The organism is Nocardia sp. NPDC003693, from assembly GCF_053981095.1.
The window spans coordinates 128,797-146,306 of the sequence record NZ_JBSFNO010000001.1; the positions used below are offsets into that span (position 1 = coordinate 128,797).

General features: G+C 69.6%; 18 protein-coding genes. 2 read left to right on the forward strand and 16 right to left on the reverse strand.

The window, feature by feature from the left end:
* From ACWDOP_RS00725 to ACWDOP_RS00740, 4 genes are all read right to left on the reverse strand, one after another.
* Positions 1–201 carry a ferredoxin gene (locus tag ACWDOP_RS00725; protein WP_454207077.1) on the reverse strand — a complete coding sequence of 67 codons (201 nt, stop codon included), beginning with the start codon at positions 199–201 and terminating at the stop codon, positions 1–3.
* Positions 198–995, reverse strand: coding sequence for an SDR family oxidoreductase (locus ACWDOP_RS00730; protein WP_456343263.1), 798 nt, complete (start codon positions 993–995; stop codon positions 198–200). Before ACWDOP_RS00730 ends, ACWDOP_RS00725 begins: the two co-directional genes overlap by 4 nt.
* Positions 995–2,200 carry a cytochrome P450 gene (locus ACWDOP_RS00735; RefSeq protein WP_454207075.1) on the reverse strand — a complete coding sequence of 402 codons (1,206 nt, stop codon included), beginning with the start codon at positions 2,198–2,200 and terminating at the stop codon, positions 995–997. Before ACWDOP_RS00735 ends, ACWDOP_RS00730 begins: the two co-directional genes overlap by 1 nt.
* Positions 2,201–2,317: 117 nt before the next feature.
* A complete protein-coding gene (locus ACWDOP_RS00740; RefSeq protein ID WP_456343264.1) occupies positions 2,318–3,973 on the reverse strand; it encodes an FAD-dependent oxidoreductase in 1,656 nt (551 codons plus the stop codon).
* Between the two features lie 265 nt (positions 3,974–4,238).
* Between ACWDOP_RS00740 and ACWDOP_RS00745 the strand changes: the two genes are divergently transcribed.
* The gene (locus ACWDOP_RS00745) at positions 4,239–5,234 is read left to right on the forward strand and encodes an alpha/beta hydrolase (RefSeq protein WP_456343265.1); all 996 of its coding nucleotides are present in this window, start codon (positions 4,239–4,241) and stop codon (positions 5,232–5,234) included.
* A 20-nt stretch (positions 5,235–5,254) separates the two neighbouring features.
* Here the strand turns inward: ACWDOP_RS00745 and ACWDOP_RS00750 are convergent, their stop codons facing one another.
* The 4 genes from ACWDOP_RS00750 to ACWDOP_RS00765 form a co-directional block, all read right to left on the reverse strand.
* Positions 5,255–5,926: a hypothetical protein gene (locus ACWDOP_RS00750; protein WP_456343266.1), complete on the reverse strand. Its 672-nt coding sequence runs from the start codon at positions 5,924–5,926 to the stop codon at positions 5,255–5,257.
* Positions 5,927–6,053: 127 nt separating this feature from the next.
* Entirely contained in the window at positions 6,054–6,770 is a 717-nt protein-coding gene (locus ACWDOP_RS00755; RefSeq protein ID WP_456343267.1) for an alpha/beta fold hydrolase, read from the reverse strand.
* 30 nt (positions 6,771–6,800) lie between these two features.
* Positions 6,801–7,766: an alpha/beta hydrolase gene (locus tag ACWDOP_RS00760; protein WP_456343268.1), complete on the reverse strand. Its 966-nt coding sequence runs from the start codon at positions 7,764–7,766 to the stop codon at positions 6,801–6,803.
* Positions 7,767–7,869: 103 nt separating this feature from the next.
* Positions 7,870–8,892 carry a GlxA family transcriptional regulator gene (locus ACWDOP_RS00765; RefSeq protein ID WP_456343269.1) on the reverse strand — a complete coding sequence of 341 codons (1,023 nt, stop codon included), beginning with the start codon at positions 8,890–8,892 and terminating at the stop codon, positions 7,870–7,872.
* Between the two features lie 77 nt (positions 8,893–8,969).
* Between ACWDOP_RS00765 and ACWDOP_RS00770 the strand changes: the two genes are divergently transcribed.
* Complete coding sequence (locus ACWDOP_RS00770) at positions 8,970–9,566, forward strand: TetR/AcrR family transcriptional regulator (protein WP_456343270.1); 597 nt, start codon at positions 8,970–8,972, stop codon at positions 9,564–9,566.
* Between the two features lie 65 nt (positions 9,567–9,631).
* On the opposite strand, the gene ACWDOP_RS00775 is transcribed toward ACWDOP_RS00770, so the two are convergent.
* The 8 genes from ACWDOP_RS00775 to ACWDOP_RS00810 are packed head-to-tail and all read right to left on the reverse strand — an operon-like array spanning position 9,632 to position 17,508.
* The gene (locus ACWDOP_RS00775; protein WP_456343271.1) at positions 9,632–10,492 is read right to left on the reverse strand and encodes an alpha/beta fold hydrolase; all 861 of its coding nucleotides are present in this window, start codon (positions 10,490–10,492) and stop codon (positions 9,632–9,634) included.
* Complete coding sequence (locus ACWDOP_RS00780; protein WP_456343272.1) at positions 10,489–11,274, reverse strand: hypothetical protein; 786 nt, start codon at positions 11,272–11,274, stop codon at positions 10,489–10,491. Before ACWDOP_RS00780 ends, ACWDOP_RS00775 begins: the two co-directional genes overlap by 4 nt.
* 41 nt (positions 11,275–11,315) lie before the next feature.
* Entirely contained in the window at positions 11,316–12,272 is a 957-nt protein-coding gene (locus ACWDOP_RS00785) for an MlaD family protein (RefSeq protein ID WP_454207057.1), read from the reverse strand.
* Positions 12,269–13,357, reverse strand: a complete 1,089-nt coding sequence (locus ACWDOP_RS00790) for an MlaD family protein (protein ID WP_456343273.1) — start codon at positions 13,355–13,357, stop codon at positions 12,269–12,271. Before ACWDOP_RS00790 ends, ACWDOP_RS00785 begins: the two co-directional genes overlap by 4 nt.
* The gene (locus ACWDOP_RS00795) at positions 13,354–14,457 is read right to left on the reverse strand and encodes an MlaD family protein (protein ID WP_456343274.1); all 1,104 of its coding nucleotides are present in this window, start codon (positions 14,455–14,457) and stop codon (positions 13,354–13,356) included. The genes ACWDOP_RS00790 and ACWDOP_RS00795 overlap by 4 nt, the downstream gene beginning before the upstream one ends.
* Positions 14,457–15,461, reverse strand: a complete 1,005-nt coding sequence (locus ACWDOP_RS00800; protein ID WP_456343275.1) for an MlaD family protein — start codon at positions 15,459–15,461, stop codon at positions 14,457–14,459. Before ACWDOP_RS00800 ends, ACWDOP_RS00795 begins: the two co-directional genes overlap by 1 nt.
* Positions 15,449–16,453 (reverse strand): MlaD family protein, encoded by a 1,005-nt coding sequence (locus ACWDOP_RS00805; protein ID WP_456343276.1) that lies wholly within the window; start codon positions 16,451–16,453, stop codon positions 15,449–15,451. The genes ACWDOP_RS00800 and ACWDOP_RS00805 overlap by 13 nt, the downstream gene beginning before the upstream one ends.
* A complete protein-coding gene (locus ACWDOP_RS00810; RefSeq protein WP_456343277.1) occupies positions 16,450–17,508 on the reverse strand; it encodes an MlaD family protein in 1,059 nt (352 codons plus the stop codon). The genes ACWDOP_RS00805 and ACWDOP_RS00810 overlap by 4 nt, the downstream gene beginning before the upstream one ends.
* Positions 17,509–17,510 lie beyond the last annotated feature (2 nt).

The window sequence follows — 17,510 nt, forward strand, 5'->3', positions numbered from 1 at the left end:
TCACGCGTCGTTGTCGATGATCGACAGTGCTTGGGTGGGGCAGTAGCGGACCGCGTCCAGGACCTGGGCGCGAACCTCGGGGCCGGGCTCGGCGTCGAGGAGCTCGACGGGGCCGCGGCGGGGGACGGAGAACACCTCGGGGGCCTCGGCCGCACACACCGCGTGGCCCTGGCACAGATCCCGGTCGACCACGATCCTCATGACGCACCGCCGTTCTCACGGGGTGTGACCCGCGCTTCGGGCTGAACCTCGGTGAGTTGGATGTGCGCACCGCGCGGGGCCGAGACCACCGCGACGACGGCCGAGGCCAGGTTCGCCGGCTTGAGCATCTCCGAGTGCCGGGCGAATCCCCACTTGTCCCAGTCCGCGAGCAGCGGCCCGATGACTTCGGCGGTGGAGTCGGTGCCCATGGCGGTCAGGGTCGGACCGGGGCGAACGAGCGAGGCCCGCACGCCGGTGCCCTCGAGTTCCATCCAGAGCTGGCGGACCATCGACTCGAGACCGGACTTGGCCGCGGGGTAGGCGCCCGAACGCGGGCGCGGTGCGGTGGCGGTGTCGGAACTGATGAGCACGAAGTCGCCGCGCTCGCGTTCGAGCATGCCGGGCAGGACCCGGTGGGCCAGGCGCTGCGGGCCGACCAGGTGCAGATTCACCTGCTGCAGGTACTGCTCGGGGGTGAGTTCGTGGACCAGGCCGAACACCAGGTGCCCGGCGGCGGACACCACGATCTCGGTCGGGCCGAACTCGGCCTCGGCGCCGGTGACGAACTCGTCGACCGACGCGGTGTCGGTGACATCGACCCGAAGTGCCTGCGCCGCACCGCCGTCGGCGCGGATCTTCTCCGCCAGCAGCCGGCATTCGTCGAGGCGGCGGGCGCCGAGCACGACCGGGTGGCCGAGTTCGGCCAGGGCGATGGCGGTGGCGGCGCCGATTCCCGAGGAGGCGCCGGTGACGATGGCGGGGCGGCGTTCGGGCTGGGGTGCGAAGCGGGGCATCAGGCGTTCTCCGTGGTGATGGGCAGGGTGGCGAAGCCGCGCACATTGGTCGAATGCACGCGCACGATTCCGGATTCGTCGAGGGTGTAGTCGCGCACGCGGGACACGAACGCGCGCAGCGCGACGATCGCCTCCAGCCGAGCCAGGTGCGCGCCGAGGCAGAAGTGCACGCCCGCACCGAAACTGGAGATCGCGCCCTTCTCGGGGCGGTCGATCCGGAAGACGTCGCCGTCGGGGAAGACCTCGGAGTCCCGGTTGGCGGATCCCATGAGCAGCAGCACTTTCGAGCCGGCGGGGATGGTGCGGCCGTACATCTCGAGGTCGACCGCCGCGCTGCGGGCCACGATCTGGCTCGAGGTGTCGAAGCGCAGGGTCTCCTCCACCCAGTCCGGGACCAGGTCGGGATCGGCGACGACCTTGGCGTACTCGCCGGGGGTGCGCCCGGCCCAGTACAGGGCGTTGCCGAGCAGTTTGGTGGTGGTCTCGTTCCCGGCGACGACCATCAGGAACATGAACCCGATGATCTCCTCGTCGGTCAGGCGATCACCCTCGATCTCCGCGTCCAGCAGGGCCGAGGTGAGGTCGTCGGTGCGTTCGGCGCGGCGGGCGGTGACCATCTCGCTGTAGTAGACGATCAGCTGCAGCGAGGCGTCGATCGCGCTGTGCGGCACGTCCATGACGCCGTCGTCGCGATGCACGACCAGGTCCGCGAGCCGGCGGATCTCCGCGCGGTCCGAGACGGGCACGCCCATGAGTTCGGAGATGACGTCCATGGGGAGCTTGCCCGCGAAATCCTCGATCCAGTCGAAGGTTCCGCGTTCCAGGGCGGGTTCGAGGTGTTCGCGGGTCAGCTCCTCGATCCGCGCCTCCATCTCGGTGACCCGGCGCGGGGTGAAGCCCTTGAAGACCAGTCGCCGCATGCGCATGTGCCGGGGGTCGTCCATGGCCAGGAAGGACATCGTCCGGTGTGCGTGCGGGCCCCAGGCGGCGGGATCGAGGGAGACGCCCATGGCGCTCGAGAGCCGCACGTTGTCGCGGAATCCGGCGATGACGTCCGCGTGCCGCGACAGTGCCCAGAAGTCGAGGTCCGGGTTGTAGTACAGCGGCGCCTCGGTGCGCAGGCGCTCGTAGGTCGGGTACGGATCGTCGTGGAACCCGTAGTCGTAGGGGTCGAAAGTGAACGGCTCCAGTGAGGCCGAAGTCATCACGGGCACCTCGAATTCGCTAGTTCGTGCTTCCGGTTCCGGGGCTGCCCCGTCCGGACGGACTGAAGACTGGACATGTGTCTGGACAGTATCACCGACATAGGTCCATAACAATGGTCATCGGGCGGCCACCGCGCCCCGGGCCAGATCCACCATGTCGCGGGCGCGCACGAACTTCACGCGCGGGCGCCCCGCGGCGGCGCCCGCGGCCTTCTCCGCGGCGTCCACGGTCATCCAGCCCGCGCGATCGACATGATCCGGGCAACGGCCGGTGAGCAGCTCCTCGAACGAATCCCGTTCGCGCACCGGGCGATCCAGCTCCCCGGCCAGGAAGTCCGCGATCAGCTGGGTCACCGTCTCCTCGGCGTCGCCGCGGTTGGTGCCGATCACCCCGCGCGGCCCGCGTTTGATCCAGCCCGCGGTGTAGACCCCGGGCACGGTCGCACCCAGGGCGTCCACGACCCGGCCCAGCCGGTTGGGGATCACGGCGGCTCCCGGGTCGAAGGGCACGTCGGGCACCGGGACCCCGCGATAGCCGACCGCGCGCACGATCAAGCGCGCGTCCAGGATCTCGGTGGGCGGCAAATCGGCCGCGGCGCCGGTGCGCTCGACGCGAATCCCGGTGGCGCGCTGATCGCCCGAGACCTCGCGCGGGGTGGCCAGGAACCGGAAGACGATGCGTTTGTTCCCGCTCGTGCGGGGGCGAGCCGCGTACTCGGCGGCCAGGCTCAGTTTCAGGCGCAGTGCCGGGTCGGTGTCGGGATCGGCGAGGGCGGCGGTGACCTCGGCGTCGATGTCGGCCGGATCGATGATCACGTCCACGCCCTCGAGGTGGCCCAGGGCCAGGAACTCGGGGCCGGTGAACGCCGCGTGGACGAGCCCCCGCCTGCCCAGCAGCACAACCTCTTGAACGGCGCTGTGCCGCAACGCTTCCAGTGCGTGGTCGGCGATGTCGGTGCGCCCCAACCGGTCCGGGTCGACCGTCAGCACGCGGGCGACGTCCAGCGCGACGTTGCCGTTGCCGACGACGACCGCGCGCTCACCCGAGAGATCGAATACGCGGTCCGCGCGGTCCGGATGCCCGTTGTACCAGGCGACGAACTCGGTGGCGGAATGACTTCCGGGCAGATCCTCACCGGCGATGCCGAGCCGGCGATCACCGGGGGCCCCGACCGCGTAGATCACCGCGTGGAAGTGCTCGAGCAGTTCGGCGTGGGTGATGTCGCGCCCGATGTCGACGTTGAGGTGCATGCGGACCGCGTCGCGTTTGAACGCGGCGTTGAATTGATCGATCACGCCCCGGGTTTCGGGATGGTCGGGCGCTACGCCGTAGCGCGCCAGCCCCCAGGGCGCGGGGGATTTGTCGAACAGGTCGACCTCGACCCGCCCGCGCCCGAGCAGCTGTTCGGCGGCGTAGCAGGCCGCGGGTCCGGTGCCGACGATCGCGACCCGCAGGGGTGCGGCCTCGCGCGGCAGGCGCAGCGGAGTCGCGGCCGCGGTGATGTCGGATTCGAGTGGGTTGTGCGCGAAGTAGTCGGCATTGATCTCGGCGTACCGAGACAGCGCGTCGGGGAGTTCGTCCGCGGCGAAGATCGCGTCCACCGGGCACGCTTCCACGCACGCGCCGCAGTCGATGCACGTGTCGGGGTCGATGTGCAGCAGCTCGGCGGTGGCGAACGAGGCCTCGTCCGGGCGCGGTCGGATGCAGTCGACCGGGCATTCGACCACGCAACTGGCGTCGTTGCAGCATCGTTGGGTGATCACGTAGGCCATGGATGTCCTCACAGGTACGGAACCGAGGAAGCGATTCGGGGACGGGGCGCCGACGGCGGCCGAGTGCCGCGCGGGACATCTCGACTAACTCGGACAGCTATACGGACATATGTCCGGATACTATTTCCGACAACGTTCCAGCGCAAGGGTGGCCGGTCCATTGCCGGTGCCGAGCCGGGCGAGGCGCCCCCCTCCCCAGCCTGTACAGCTGTCCATAGAACCGTCCATAATCGCTGTAGCGTCGACGCCGACCGGAGAGGAAGACATGAGAATCACCGCTGACATGATCGATCCGCAGCTACGCCGGACAGGGCTCGTGCTGCGCCGCTTCGGTTCCCGGATCGGCGATGCCCGGCTGCGCCGGGGCAGCCTCGCGCTGGGGCGGGTCACGGCGGTCGCGTATCGGCGCAGGCCGCGCACCATGCGCGTACGGGAGTTCCACATTCCGCGCGCCGACGGCTCACGGTTGCGCGTGATGGTCTACTCCCCACTGACGCCTGCGCGCGACGCGACCGGGCTGCTGTGGTTCCACGGGGGCGGATACGCCCTGGGCTCCCCCGAGCAAGACGCCGCGTTCTACCGCCGGATGATCACCGCCACCGGCTGCGTGATCGTGGCCCCCGCCTATCGCCTGAGCACCGCACTCCCCTACCCCGCGGCATTGGACGACGCCTACGACGCCCTGATCTGGTTGCGCGACAACGCGGCTCGCCTCGGCGTGCGCGACGATCAGATCGCGGTGGGCGGGGAGAGCGCGGGCGGCGGCCTGACCGCCGCGCTGACCCTGCTCGCCCGCGACCGCGGCGAGGTGAACGTCGCGTTCCAGCTGCCGATCTACCCGATGCTCGACGACCGGGTCACGACCCCGTCGGCGGTGAACAACGACGCTCCCCTACTGGACAGCACGACACTGCGCTCGGCCTGGCGGCTGTACCTGGGCCGCGGGCACCTGCGCGACGACGTGCCGATCTACGCCGCGCCGGCCCGGGCGACCGACTTGCGCGGTCTGCCACCGACTTTCACCTACGTCGGGGATCTGGAGCCGTTCCTGGACGAGACCGCCGCCTATGTCCACAAGCTCCGGGACGCGGGCGTCCCCGTCGATTTCGAGATCTATCCGGGATGCTGGCACGGGTTCGATCGGATCGTTCCCACCGCGGAGGTCAGCCGGCGCGCGTTGCGCTCGCGCGAGCGCTGGTTCCGGCACGCGGTGGCGTCGTACTTCGCACCCCAGCCCACACGGTCGACCGGGCTGGCCTGAGTGCCGGCGGGGTCCGGAAACTAGTTCTCGGAGTCGGTAATCCGACGGTGGTGAAGCACGTAACTTCCGTCGTAGTCGAACGGCAGGTCGTAGAGGTCGTCGCCCGCGCGGTGGCGCTCGACGGCGTCTATGTTCGCGAAGAACTCGTCGAGGGTTTCCACCGGCCACTCCCCCGCCTCCCACGTATGCCCCGCAACCATGATCGAGAACTCGCAGTCGTCGAAGGTCTCCGCGTCGGACGTGTCCGCCTGGAAGGTCGTCATCGGCTCGATTTCCCCGTCGGCCTCGGAATATGTCGAGGGTGGATACGCCCAGTACAGGCCGTACTGACTCGAGTCGCTGCTGCTGAAACGCCACCCACGAGGAAACAACCGCTCGGACAACGCTTCCGCAGCGAGGACGAACGCCTGTTCACGAGCGTCGAAGCCCTCCAACGAGGTGAGACCTCCGAGCAGGAACTCGCGCACGCTGTCGGTCGGTTCCGCGGAAACCGGGACGCCACACGGACCGTCCCAGGATATCCATCGGGCCACGTCCCGCTCGTAGGCTTCGGTGTCCTGCACCCAGTCGGGTGGCGCGAACGGCAGGACCTCCTGGGGAATCTCCCACTGCGGCAGATACCCGCCTCCGTGGAGGCTCTTGGCTTGACGGGTCTTTCGTCGAGCCTTTTTCTTGGCTGTCAGCTTACCCATCACGCGGTTCTATCAGCCACGATGCGCACCTGCTGCTGAATGGCCGAGGTCGTCCGTTTCCGCACGATCGATCTCGGGGACGCGCCCGTGCCACCGGCGGCGGAGCGCGTCCGCGATCCGCCGGGGCCTACGCGCCCGCGGCCGAGATGATCAGTTCGCTTACCGCATCCGGTTCCGACACGCTCACCGCGTGCGAGGCCACGATCTCGGTGGTCTTCGCGGACGCCCGGTCGGCCATGAACCGCTGAGCCTGTACGGGGATGTTCTTGTCGTTGGTGGTGAGCAGCGCGTAGGCGGGGATGGTCCGCCACGCGGCCGCGGCGGCGGGTTCCTGCAGGGCGGCCAGGGCGACGGGGCGCTGGGTCGCGGCCATCAGGGCGGCGGTCTCGGGTGCCACGTCGGCGGCGAACTGGGCGGGGAACTCGGCCTGGCGGATGTAGAGCTCGGTGCCGGACTCGCCGTCGGGGAGCGGGTATTGGGCCGGGCTCGTGGCCGGGCCGAGCGTCGAGCCGGGGAACCTGTCGGTCAGCTCGAGCGCGCTCTCACCCTCGGCGGGGATGAACGCCGCGATGTAGACCAGCGCGGTGACGTTCGTCTTCCCGGCCGCGGCGACGGTGATGACACTGCCGCCGTAGGAGTGCCCGGCCAGCACCACCGGACCCCCGATCGAGTCCAGGACCGAGCCGACGTACGCGGCGTCGGAACTCAGCCCGCGCAGCGGATTGGCCGCGGCGACAACGGAATATCCCCGCTCACGCAGGTTCGCCACCACACCGTTCCAGCTGGAGGAATCGGCGAACGCCCCGTGCACGAGCACGATGGTCGGATTGTTTTCGGAGCTCACGGCTACCTTCCCTGTGGGTTGTCGTGCGGATCAGGACTCGTGCAGGGCGGCCCGCAGCACCGAGACCGCCTGTGCCACAGCGGCCTTCGCGGCGTGGGTGTCGTGCATCGAATTCACCATGACGAAGTCGTGGATGATGCCGCCGTAGCGCACCTGCGTCACCGGCACACCGGCGGCGCGCAGCTTGGCGGCGTACGCCTCGCCCTCGTCGCGCAGCACGTCGGCCTCACCGGTGATCACCAGGGCGGGCGGCAGACCCGCCAGCTGCTCGGTGGTGGCCCGCAGCGGCGAAGCGGTGATCTCGGCGCGCTCGTCCGCGCTGGTGGTGTACTGGTCCCAGAACCACTGCATGCCTTCGCGAGTCAGGAAGTAGCCCTCGGCGAACTGCCGGTAGGACTCGGTGTCGAAGTTCGCGTCGGTGACCGGATAGAACAGCACCTGCTGCACGAACGACAGGTCGCCGCGCTCCTTGGCCATGAGGGTCAGCGCGATGGCCATGTTGCCGCCGACCGAATCGCCCGCGATCGCGATCCGCGCGGGATCCAGGCCCTTGGTCGCGCCCTCGGCCGAAACCCACTGCGCGACACGGTAGGACTGTTCGTTGGCGACCGGGTAGCGCACCTCCGGGGAGCGGTCGTACTCCGGGAACACCACGGCCGCGTGGGCGCCGACGGCCAGGTCCCGCACGAGGCGGTCGTGGGTGTGCGCGTCGCCGAACACCCAACCGGCGCCGTGCGTGTAGACGATGACGGGCAGCGTCTCGTCCGTGCCGCGTGGTTTGACGATCCGAGCCCGCACCGCACCGGTCGGACCGCCCTCGACGGTGATCCACTCCTCGTCGATGTCCGGCTTGTCGATCGGCGAATCCTGCACCGAGTCGACGGCCTTGCGGCCCTCCTCGGGCGGCAGCTGATAGAGGAAGGGCGGCTGCGAGGTCGCGTCCACGAATTCCTGCGCCGCCTGCTCGAGCGCGATTCCGAGCGGATTGCCTGCCATCTGAATTCCTTCCGAAGCTGTTGTGCGGATGAAGAACGCCCCATCCAGCTTCCTCCGGGCAAACGGTTTCGCACCCCTCTCCAGCGGCCGTGAAAACCTCCGATCAGGACACGGCGGCCGGGAACTCCGCGGCCGGATGCGGCGCGGCGACGGCCCCGGTGGACCGGAATCGCTGCTGGTACTTGCGCGGTGAGATCCCCAATCGCGCGACGAACGCGCGCCGCAGCGCCTCGGCGCTGCCGTATCCCGCCTCCATCGCGGCTTCGGTGACGCTGTGCCCGGCGTGCAGCATGTCCCGGGCGACGCCGAAGCGGATGAACGCGAGATACTCGGCGGGTGTGCGTTCGAGTTCGGAGCGGAAGAGCCGGGCCAGATGCCGCACGCTGACGCAGGCGTGGTCGGCCAGGGTCTGCACGGTGTGCGGAAACGCGGGGTCCGCGCAGATCAGATCGACGACCTTGCGCACGAGCGGACTACGGGGCGCGGGCCCGGTCAGCGAGGCGGAGAACTGCGACTGCCCACCCGAGCGCTGCATGTAGACCACCAGCAGTTGCGCCACCCGGCGCGCGGTGTCGGCTCCGAAGTCCTCCTCCACCAACGCCAGCGCGAGATCGACGCCCGCCGCGACACCCGCCGAGCTGTACAGGTTTCCGTCGCGCACGAAGATCGCGTCCGGTTCGACCGTCACCGCCGGATACCGTCGCGCGAGCCCGGCGGCGAACTTCCAGTGCGTGGTCGCACGCCGCCCGTCCAGCAGGCCGAGTTCGGCCAGGATCGCCGCGCCGCTGCAGATCGAGGCGAGCCGGCGAGTGTTCCACGACAGCTGCCGCGCCGCGGCGAGCACCTCCGGCGTGGCGAAGGTGGAGGGCGGCAGTTCGCTGCCCGGGATGATGACCGTATCGAACCGTCCGGCGTCCGCCGCCTTGCAGGTCACCTCCATCCGCGCGCCGATGGAGGTCTGCACGCTGTTCCCGTCCGCCGAGACGAGCACCACGTCGTAGCCGGACACGGCCTGATTCGCTTCCACGAAAACCTCGGCGGGCCCGGCGAAGTCCAGCATCTTGACGCCGTCGAACAGCAGGATGCCGACGCGGCGGCGAGTCTGGTCGGTGCTGTTGGTGGCCATGTCATCCATTGTTCTGGAGGCGCGGCTCCAGAACAAGCGGTGTGGTTCAGCGCACGCCGGTTGGTACGGTGACCGCTATGGGACGGCCACGACAGTTCGACGAATCGGAGCTGCTGGACGCCGCCACGGAGTTGTTCTGGACACGGGGTTTCGACGGCACGTCGGTGCAGGACGTCTCCCGCGCGACCGGCGTCGGCAACGGCAGCATCTACTCGGCCTACGGCACCAAGCGCGGCCTGTTCCTGGCCGCCTTCGACCGCTACTGCGATCAGCGGGCAGCGTTCGTCCGCGATGTCGTGTCCCGCGCACCCGGCTCGGCGCGCGACGCGGTGCGAGCGCTGTTCGAGGCGGTCATCGCCGACTGCGCCGCACACCCTGACCAGCGCGGGTGCCTGATGATCAACAGCGTGGCCGAATTGGCCACCCGCGTCCCCGAGATTCGCCCGATCGGGGCGCGCACCATCGCGGCCATGGAGCAGTGCGTCGCCGAACGTCTGCGCCGCACAGACCATTTCGGCGATGACGCGGCCGGTGCTTCCGCACACGGGGCCACCATCGTCGTGGTCGCCCAGGGGCTCATCCAGCTGAGCCGCCTGGGCACACCGGGGCCACGGCTGCACGAGGTAGCCCAGGCTTCATGGCAGTCGCTGCCCGCTTCCTGGGCCGACGCGTGACCCGCCGCGATCGCGTCGCGACGGTGCCGCACAGGTGATTTCGGGCCCCACCTCGCCGGTCCGGGTCAGTGGCCGTGGGTGCCCACGATGCGGTGGATGATCGCGGTGCTCGAGCGGGCGGGTTCCGCTTCGGGGACCCAGTGGCCGACACCGGGAAGTTCCACGAACTCGTAGGGCCCGGTGACGTGGGCGGCGCAGGCGTGGGCGGCGGCCGGGGACACCGCCATGTCATGGGCGCCCCACACGTAGGTGGTGGGCACGTGCACCGGGGGCACGTCGCGCCAATCGTTGTCGCGGGCGCGGTACCAGTTCAGGGCGGCCGGCATCGCGCCCGGTTCGGAAAGCAGTCGAATGTGGGCGTCGGCGATGTCGGGGGCGACGGCCTCGCCGTAGCCCAGGCGCAGGGCGGCGCCGTCGTCCATCAGGAGCGCGTCGGCGGTGCCGTCACGTTCCAGGAGGCCGAAATACGCTGACATCTCCCGTTGTTCGGGATCGGTGCGGATCGCGTGGTCGAACGCCGCGGGGTGCGGGACCGACACCGCTGTCAGGGACCTCACGCGTTCGGGGTGCCGGGCGGCGGTTGCCCAGGCAACGATCGCGCCCCAGTCGTGGCCGACCAGATGGACGGTGTCGAGTTCGAGTGCGTCGCACAGGGACACGACGTCGGCGACCAGCTCGCTCAGGCGGTACGCCTCGACCGAATCGTGTCTGGCGCCGGCGGAATAACCGCGCTGATTCGGCGCGTAACTGGTGATCCCGAACGCGCTCAGGTGCTCGGCCACCGCGCGCCAGGAGGCCGCGCTCTGTGGAAACCCGTGCAGCAGCACGGCCGAGTTGCGCTGGGCCGTGGAGACGGGGCCTGCGCGGTGGACCTCGAAGTTCGAGCCGCCCACCGGGACGAGCAGTGTCGGTGTCGCGGTGGTCATTTCGCCGGGAAGGCGTTCTGCAGGCCGCCGACCTCGGTGATCTTCCAGTCCGCGTTGCGGTCGATCGTCAGCGAGTAGGTGACGGTGGTGGTCGCGCCGTCGGGGGTCTGGGCGCTGGTCGAGCTCACCTCGAGGTAGGCGTTGACCTTGTAGATGCCGCCCGCCTCGGAGATGACCGCGGCCGAGAGCGGGGTGGCCTTGGAGGTCCACTGCAGCGGCAGCAGAATCTGTTCCAGTTGCGGGGCTGTGGCGTCGAACTTCGCGGCCAGCTGCGGGGTCGTGTCCGCCTGCAGGCGTGTGAGCCAGGCCTTGGTGTCACGGAAGTCGATGGTCGAGGCTCCCACCGCGTAGTCCGTCGCGATCTGCTGGGCGCGGCGGTCGTCGGCGGCCTTGGCGTCGCGGTCGGCCAGTTCGGATCGCGCGGAGTTGTAGAGCGCTCCGAGCACGATGATCACCACCAGCGGCAGTAGGAGGACCAGCGCTTTCCGTAATGTGGCCAGCGAGATGGAGATCGAGCGCGGGCCATCGTCCGGTGCGGGTGCGGACGCCGATCGGGCCGGTGCGGTACGCGTCGGCGTGGTCTTCGCCAGTACCGGCGGGGTCGCGGCGCTGTCCGCCGCCGGCACCGTTCCAGCAGCGGGGGCCGGATCCGTCTTGCCCGCAGCGGCTTCCGAAGCGGTTCCCACCCCCGCCTCCGCCGGGCCGGACTCCGGCGTCGAAGGTCCCGGGCCGGCCTCGGTATCCGTGGTCGTCGCGGCGTCCGAATCGGTGGGTGTTGTCATCGCTGTGGTCCTCTCACCGGAATGTGCTGTGTCCGAGTGGGTTACTTGACGCCGAGCCGGAAGTGCAGGGTGCCGTCGGCGTCGACGCCCTGCAGCGCCTGCCCGAGCAGCGCGCCGATATCCAGGGGCGGCGCCCGGTTCACCGCGTCGGCGACCACCGGCTGCAGCATCGGGCCCAGGCGCGCGGCGTCGGGCCCGATGCGGGCGAGCACCTCGGTCAGCTCCCGCAGGAACGGCACCAGGCCGCCGTCGGTGAAATACGCCGTGACCGGACGGCTCTCGGCCAGGGCCGAACCCGACTCCACGATCTTGTTCAGGGTGGTGCCGAACGCGCCGAACTCCGGTCCCGCAGTGGCGAGCGAGGGCCCCAGCCAGTCGATGTCGCCACCGAGGGTCTGGATGTCCTCGAACAGTTGGCGCACCGGCGCCGTCCGGCTCAGCAGCGCCGCGGCCAGCAGGGATGTCGACCGCTGCAGGGTCTGCACGGACGACTCGGTGCCGGTGAACGCGGTGTCGAACGTACCGACCAGATTCGAGATGACCGCCGGATCGAACTGCGCGAGCAGGCGCACCAGCTTCGCCGAGAGCGCGGTGATGGTCATCGGCATGCGGACGCGATCGGCCGGAATCCGTTGCCCGTCCTGTAGATACGGCGCGTCGGTGGTGGCCGGCGCGAACTGCACGTACGGTTCGCCGAGCGCGGAGAGCTGCTCGATCCGCACCGTGCTCGACAGCGGGATCCGGTAGCGGTCCTCGATACGCAGGCGCACGAGCACACCGGCGGCGTCCTTGCTGACCGACTCCGTTCGCCCGACCTGCACCCCGGCCAGCAGGATCGGCGCGTTCGGCCCGAGTCCGCCCGAATCGTCGAGCAGCAGTTCGGCGTCGAAGTAGCCGCGCCGCGGATCGATGTGCAGCACGCCGAATGCCATGTAGGCCACCCCGGCGATCAGCACGGCGACGATCGCCGACAACGACACTGCCGCACGAACATTCATCGCACCGCTCCGATCATCCGCAGGGTGTCCAGGATTCGACCGGTCTGTTCCTCGGGCGAGACCGCTCCGATCGCGGGGGTGGTGTTCACGCCCACGATGTTCACCTTCGGGCCGCGCTCGGTGAACGGAATGATCTTGTTCTGGATGAGGTCGACGAGCTTCTTCACCGTGGAGGGCGAATCGGTGTCCAGCGGATGGGCGCCGAAGAGCATGGGCACGATCGCGCGCGCGGTGCCGTCGAGCGATTGCACCATCGGCGCGAGCCAGGTCAGGCTCGGCGCGACCGGCCCCAGCGCGGTGAGCACGAAGATGATCCCGATCTCGGCGTTGATGGTGTCCACGGTGTGCTGCACCCCGTAGGGGGTCAGCAGCACGTCGAACATCGGCAGGTTCTGCACGAGCCCCTGATCACCGGTGGCGGCGAGCCCGTCCAGGAGCACGTCGACCGAGTTCAGGTTCTCCCCCAGACCGGTCAGGTCCGCGCCGAGCAGTCCCGCCAATCGCGCGGTGTCCGAAGGGTTCTCGGGCATGACGCCGTTCATGGTGGTGACGATGGTCTGAATGTCGGTCACCGCGCCGCTGCCGACGAACGCGGACAACCCGGCGAAGATGTCCTCGATGGGCAGCGCCGCGACGGTCTGCGCGAGGGGAATCGTGGCCCCGGGCTCGAGCACCGCGCCCGCCGCGTCGGCGGGCACGCTCAGCGCGATGTGCACATCGCCCAGCGGAGTCTCCTGCCGCAGTGCGGCTTTCGTATCGGCGGGCAGGCGCACCGAGGTGCGCAGCTCGATCTCGGCGACCACGTATCCCCGCCGGCCGGTCACGGTGGACGCGGCCGGATTCGGATCGACGAGCGTGAGCCCGGTCAGCTCGCCGACCCGCACCCCATCGGCGAACACCTTTGCCCCCGGCGGCAGGTTGAGCACGTCGGCGAACTCGATCCGCAGGGCGTAGGTCGGGCCATCGACGCCCGCGCCGGGCACGGTGATTTCCGAAGGCCGCCAGCCACATCCGGTGAGCACCACGGCCAGGATCGAGATCAGCGCCGCGCCGATGCGGCGGCGGGTCACGGTACCCCGGGTCATCGCGCGCTCACCGCGCTCAGCAGGGCGGGCAGCATCGGCACCGTGATGTCTCCGTTCGAGCTCGCCCGGCATTGCTGCCCGGTGATCGCCTGCACCGCGGCGCACACCGCGGCCGAATCCGACTGACCGAGAGCGATATTCGGTGGCGCGTAACCAATACGGGTTTGCCCGGTCGCCGGGTCGGCGGCCGTGGCGAACCCACCCGCGATGGCCGGAACCATCGCTATCAGATCGCGCAGCGAACCCACCCCCGCGGAGATCAGGCCCGCCAGATTCTGCACCGAATCCAGGGCGCGCAGCGTGGGCGAGCCGAACATCACGATGACGTCGTTGATCTGGGGCAGCGTCTTGCTCAGCGCCTCGACCAGATCGATGATCGGCGGGAACGCGATGACGTTGATGTCGTTGAAGGACTGCGGCAGACCGGTGATCGTCTCGCGCACCTGCGACCAGCCCCCGCGTGCCCGATGGGTGAGTTCGGCCAGCGCGTCCAGCAGCGCGCCGACGTGCCCGATGGCGGCGTCGGGAGCGGCCAGCGCGACGCCCAGTTGCCGGATGATCGCGTTGATCTGATCGCCGGTTCCGTCGGTGGCCCGGTCGAGCGCGTTCAACCCCGCCCCCAGCGCGTCCCGTTCGGCGGGATCGCCCGCGCCCTCGAGTTCATCGGCCAGGTTGGCCAGCGCGTCGAAGGTCTCGGACATGCTTTTCGGCGTCAGTGTTCTGGTGATGCAGTGCCCCGGGTTCCAGCCCTCGCCCGTCGGCTCGTCACCGACCAGGGTGAGGGTGCGGTCCGCGAGCAGGGTGTCGCTCACGGTGACCGCGCCGACGTCCACCGGCAGGGTGCGGTCGGCGCGGACGGTGAATCGCACCCGCGCCACGGCGCCCTCGAGGTCGATGCCCGTCACCTCGCCGACGCGCACGCCGAGCACGGTGACCGCGCTGCCCTCGTACAGTCCGATGCTGTCGGGCATATCGGCGCAGTAGGAACGGGTCGGCGGGGACTGCCGCCCGGCGGTCAGGGCGATCGTGCCCGCGGCGATCACGACGAGCACGACCGCGGCGGACATCACCGCGCGGGAGCCGAGAATCTTGTGCAGCATCAACACGCCCCTCCCGGGATCGGGACGCAGACGCCCCGCAGAGTCGTCGCGGAGTGATCGACGGTGATCCCGTCACCGGCGGGCATGAGCGGTAACAGCTTGTCGCCCATCGCTTTCAACGATTCGACCAGCTCCCCCAGCCGGGTGACGAGCTGTTCCAGCGGCGGGATCGCGTCGGCGAGCGGTTGGGCGCGCTCCTTCAATCCCCGGTCCCAGGCGGTGCCGAGCGGCGCGAGATCCAGCAGCACCGCCGCCAGATCGTTGAGCGCGTTGGCGACCTGGGTTTTGTTGTTCTGGATGATGTTCACCATCGTGCCCAGGGTGACGATCAGCCGCGCCAGCACATCGGAGTTCTGGCGCATGGCCGTGAGGTATTCGTCGGCGAAGGTCAGGGTGCGCGAGATGTCGCTGTTCTGGCGGTCGAGGAGGCCGACCAGATCCTGTGCGGCCTGCACCACCGAGCGCACCGATTCCGGGCTCTTGTCCAGCGAGGCCGAGAGCTGTGCCAGATTCTGGCGCAGCACCGTGCCGTCGACCTCGCGCACCGGGCGGACCGCGTCCTGGAACGCCGCGGTGAGGTTGTAGGGGATGCCGACCCGCTCGCGCGGGATGATCCCGGAACCGAGGGATTCGGTTCCGGCGGGCTCGACGGCGAGGTAGTAGCCACCCACGACGGTGAGCATGCGGATGTCGAGCACGCTCTGATCGCCGATGAAAGCCTCACTGCGCGCGGTGAATTCCATGGCGACGCGATCGGTGAGCAGGGTCAGCGACGTCACCTTCCCCACCGGGATGCCTGCGATCCGCACGTCATCGCCGACGCGGATCGTTCCGGCCTGGGTCAGTTCGGCGCGGTAGGTGCGCTCGGGGGTCGTGCCGGTGAGGTAGACGACGCCGATGGCGGCAACCAGCACGACCACCGCGCACAGTCCGCCGATTCCCCAGCGCAGGTCGGTGTTTCGCGGTTCGCCGCCGGTGCGGGCGCGACGTTTCAGGAATTGCACAGCACGATCCTCTGGCCGGCGATCAGGACTCGGAGCGGCTCGGGCGCCACGGCGTCACCGTGCGAGCACGCCGGTTGCGCGCCCGGCCCGGTCGCGGGCAGCGCGGCGGTGACGGACTGGATCAGCCCGGGCATCCGCTCGAACACCGCGACCGCGTCGTACGGGTCGGGGAACGCCTGTTTGAGCAGGGCGTCCAGATCCCGGTCTCGGGCTCCGGTGAGCCCGAGGACGGTCAGCATGCTCCGCAGCGGTTGCAGTACGGGGGGAATCTGATTCGAGAAGTCCACCAGCCCGGGCAGTTTCTCGGCGATGACGACGAACAGGTCGGTGAGACTGCTCAGCAGCTTGACCGCGTTGCCGGAGTCCCCGCCGATGTGCTCGGAGACGCGGGACAGGTTGGCCACCAGCGTGCTCAGGATCGTCTGCCGATCCGAGGCGTACCGGCTGAGCTTGTCGATCGCGCCCAGCGCGGGCCCCAACCCGGTGCCGTTGCCCTCGACCACCGCCAGCAGGCTGGTGGTGAACTGGTTCAGATCCGCCGGTGAGAGTTCGCGCAGCACCGGCTGCAGGCCGTTGAACAGGGTGGTGATGTCGAAGGCCGAGATCGTCTCGTCGACACCGAAAGTGGTTGCCGCGCCGCGGCGTTCGCCGGGTTGCTCGGGCTGGTCGATCTCGAGGTACCGGAAGCCGGTGAGGTTCTGATAGCGGACCGCGACCTTGGTGTTGGTGAACAGCGGACGATCCGCGACGACGGTGAACCGCACCCGGGCCAGCGCGCCGGCCAGATCCACGCCGACCACCTTGCCGACCTGCACCCCGTACAGGCGCACGTCGTCGCCGGGCCGCAATCCGTTCGCATCGGTGAACATGGCGGTGTGCGTGTCGGTTTCCCCGTCGACCGGCCGGGTGATCAGACTGAACACCCCCGCCAGGACGAGGACCATCGCCGCGACCGCGAGCAGGACGCGCACGAACAGCGCTCGGGTGCTCACGGCTGTCCCCCGTTCAGACCCGGAAGGCCCGCGGCCGCCAGCGGCGCGGCCAGCCCGGGGACCAGGTCGAGGTCGACCCGCACGTCCAGTACCGGTCCGTCCGCGCCGGGCCGTAAGGCGCGCGCGAGGCGCTCCACCAGCTCGTCGGACTGCGCCGCGGCGCCCTGGGGATCGGGTACCGAGCCGGCGACGCGGTCCAGGATCATCGTCAGTACAGGCAGCAATCCGCTGAAATACGGTCGGGCCGTGCCGAACAGCGCGGTCACCGCGGGCAGCAGTTCGTTCTGCACGCTCGGCCACATGTAGGCGAACTTGGCGATGTGCTCCTCCTCGCGCAGGTAGCCGTTGTCGTAGCTGGCGTGCAGCACGGTCAGGCCGCCGGTGATCATGGGCGGCACCCCGGCCAGGGCGGCGCCGTAGCGTTCGAACAGTTCCGCGGACGGACGCTGGGCGGTCTCGACATAGGACCGCGCGGTGGTGCCGATCGCCTGTAGCAGTGGGGTGAACGCGCCCAGATCGCGCGCGAACTTGTGCAGCAGTTCGGTGAGCTGCGGGGTCAGCACCTGCTGGGTCAGATCGCCCGTGGAGTTCAGCAGCGCCGCCAGGGTCGCGTCGCGCAGGCGGTTCGCCCCGGCGCCGGTGAGATCGACGATCGATCCGTCCTCGAGCAATTCTCCCGCGGCGTCGGGGTGCAATTCCAGCGTGCTGATGCCGAACAGATTGCCCGGCACGTAGTCGACCGACAGCGCGTCGGTGAGCCCGAACAGCTGAGATCGCTTCAGGTTCAAATCGATTCGGCGCTGACCCTGGCGGGCGAACTCGATCGTGGTGACCGAGCCGACCCGCACGCCGTCGAGCCGGACGTCGGTGCCGGGGCCGATGCCCTCACCGACGTAGCCGACCATCAGCGCGATGTCGATGCCGTCGGCCGGCGCGGTTTCCGGTGTCGCCCACCAGCTCGCGCCCGCGACCAGTGCGATCGCGACCGCGCACACGCCCAGGATGCGGGCACGCCGAGGTCCGACTTCGGTTCCGGGAAGGGTGTATTCGGGCATGG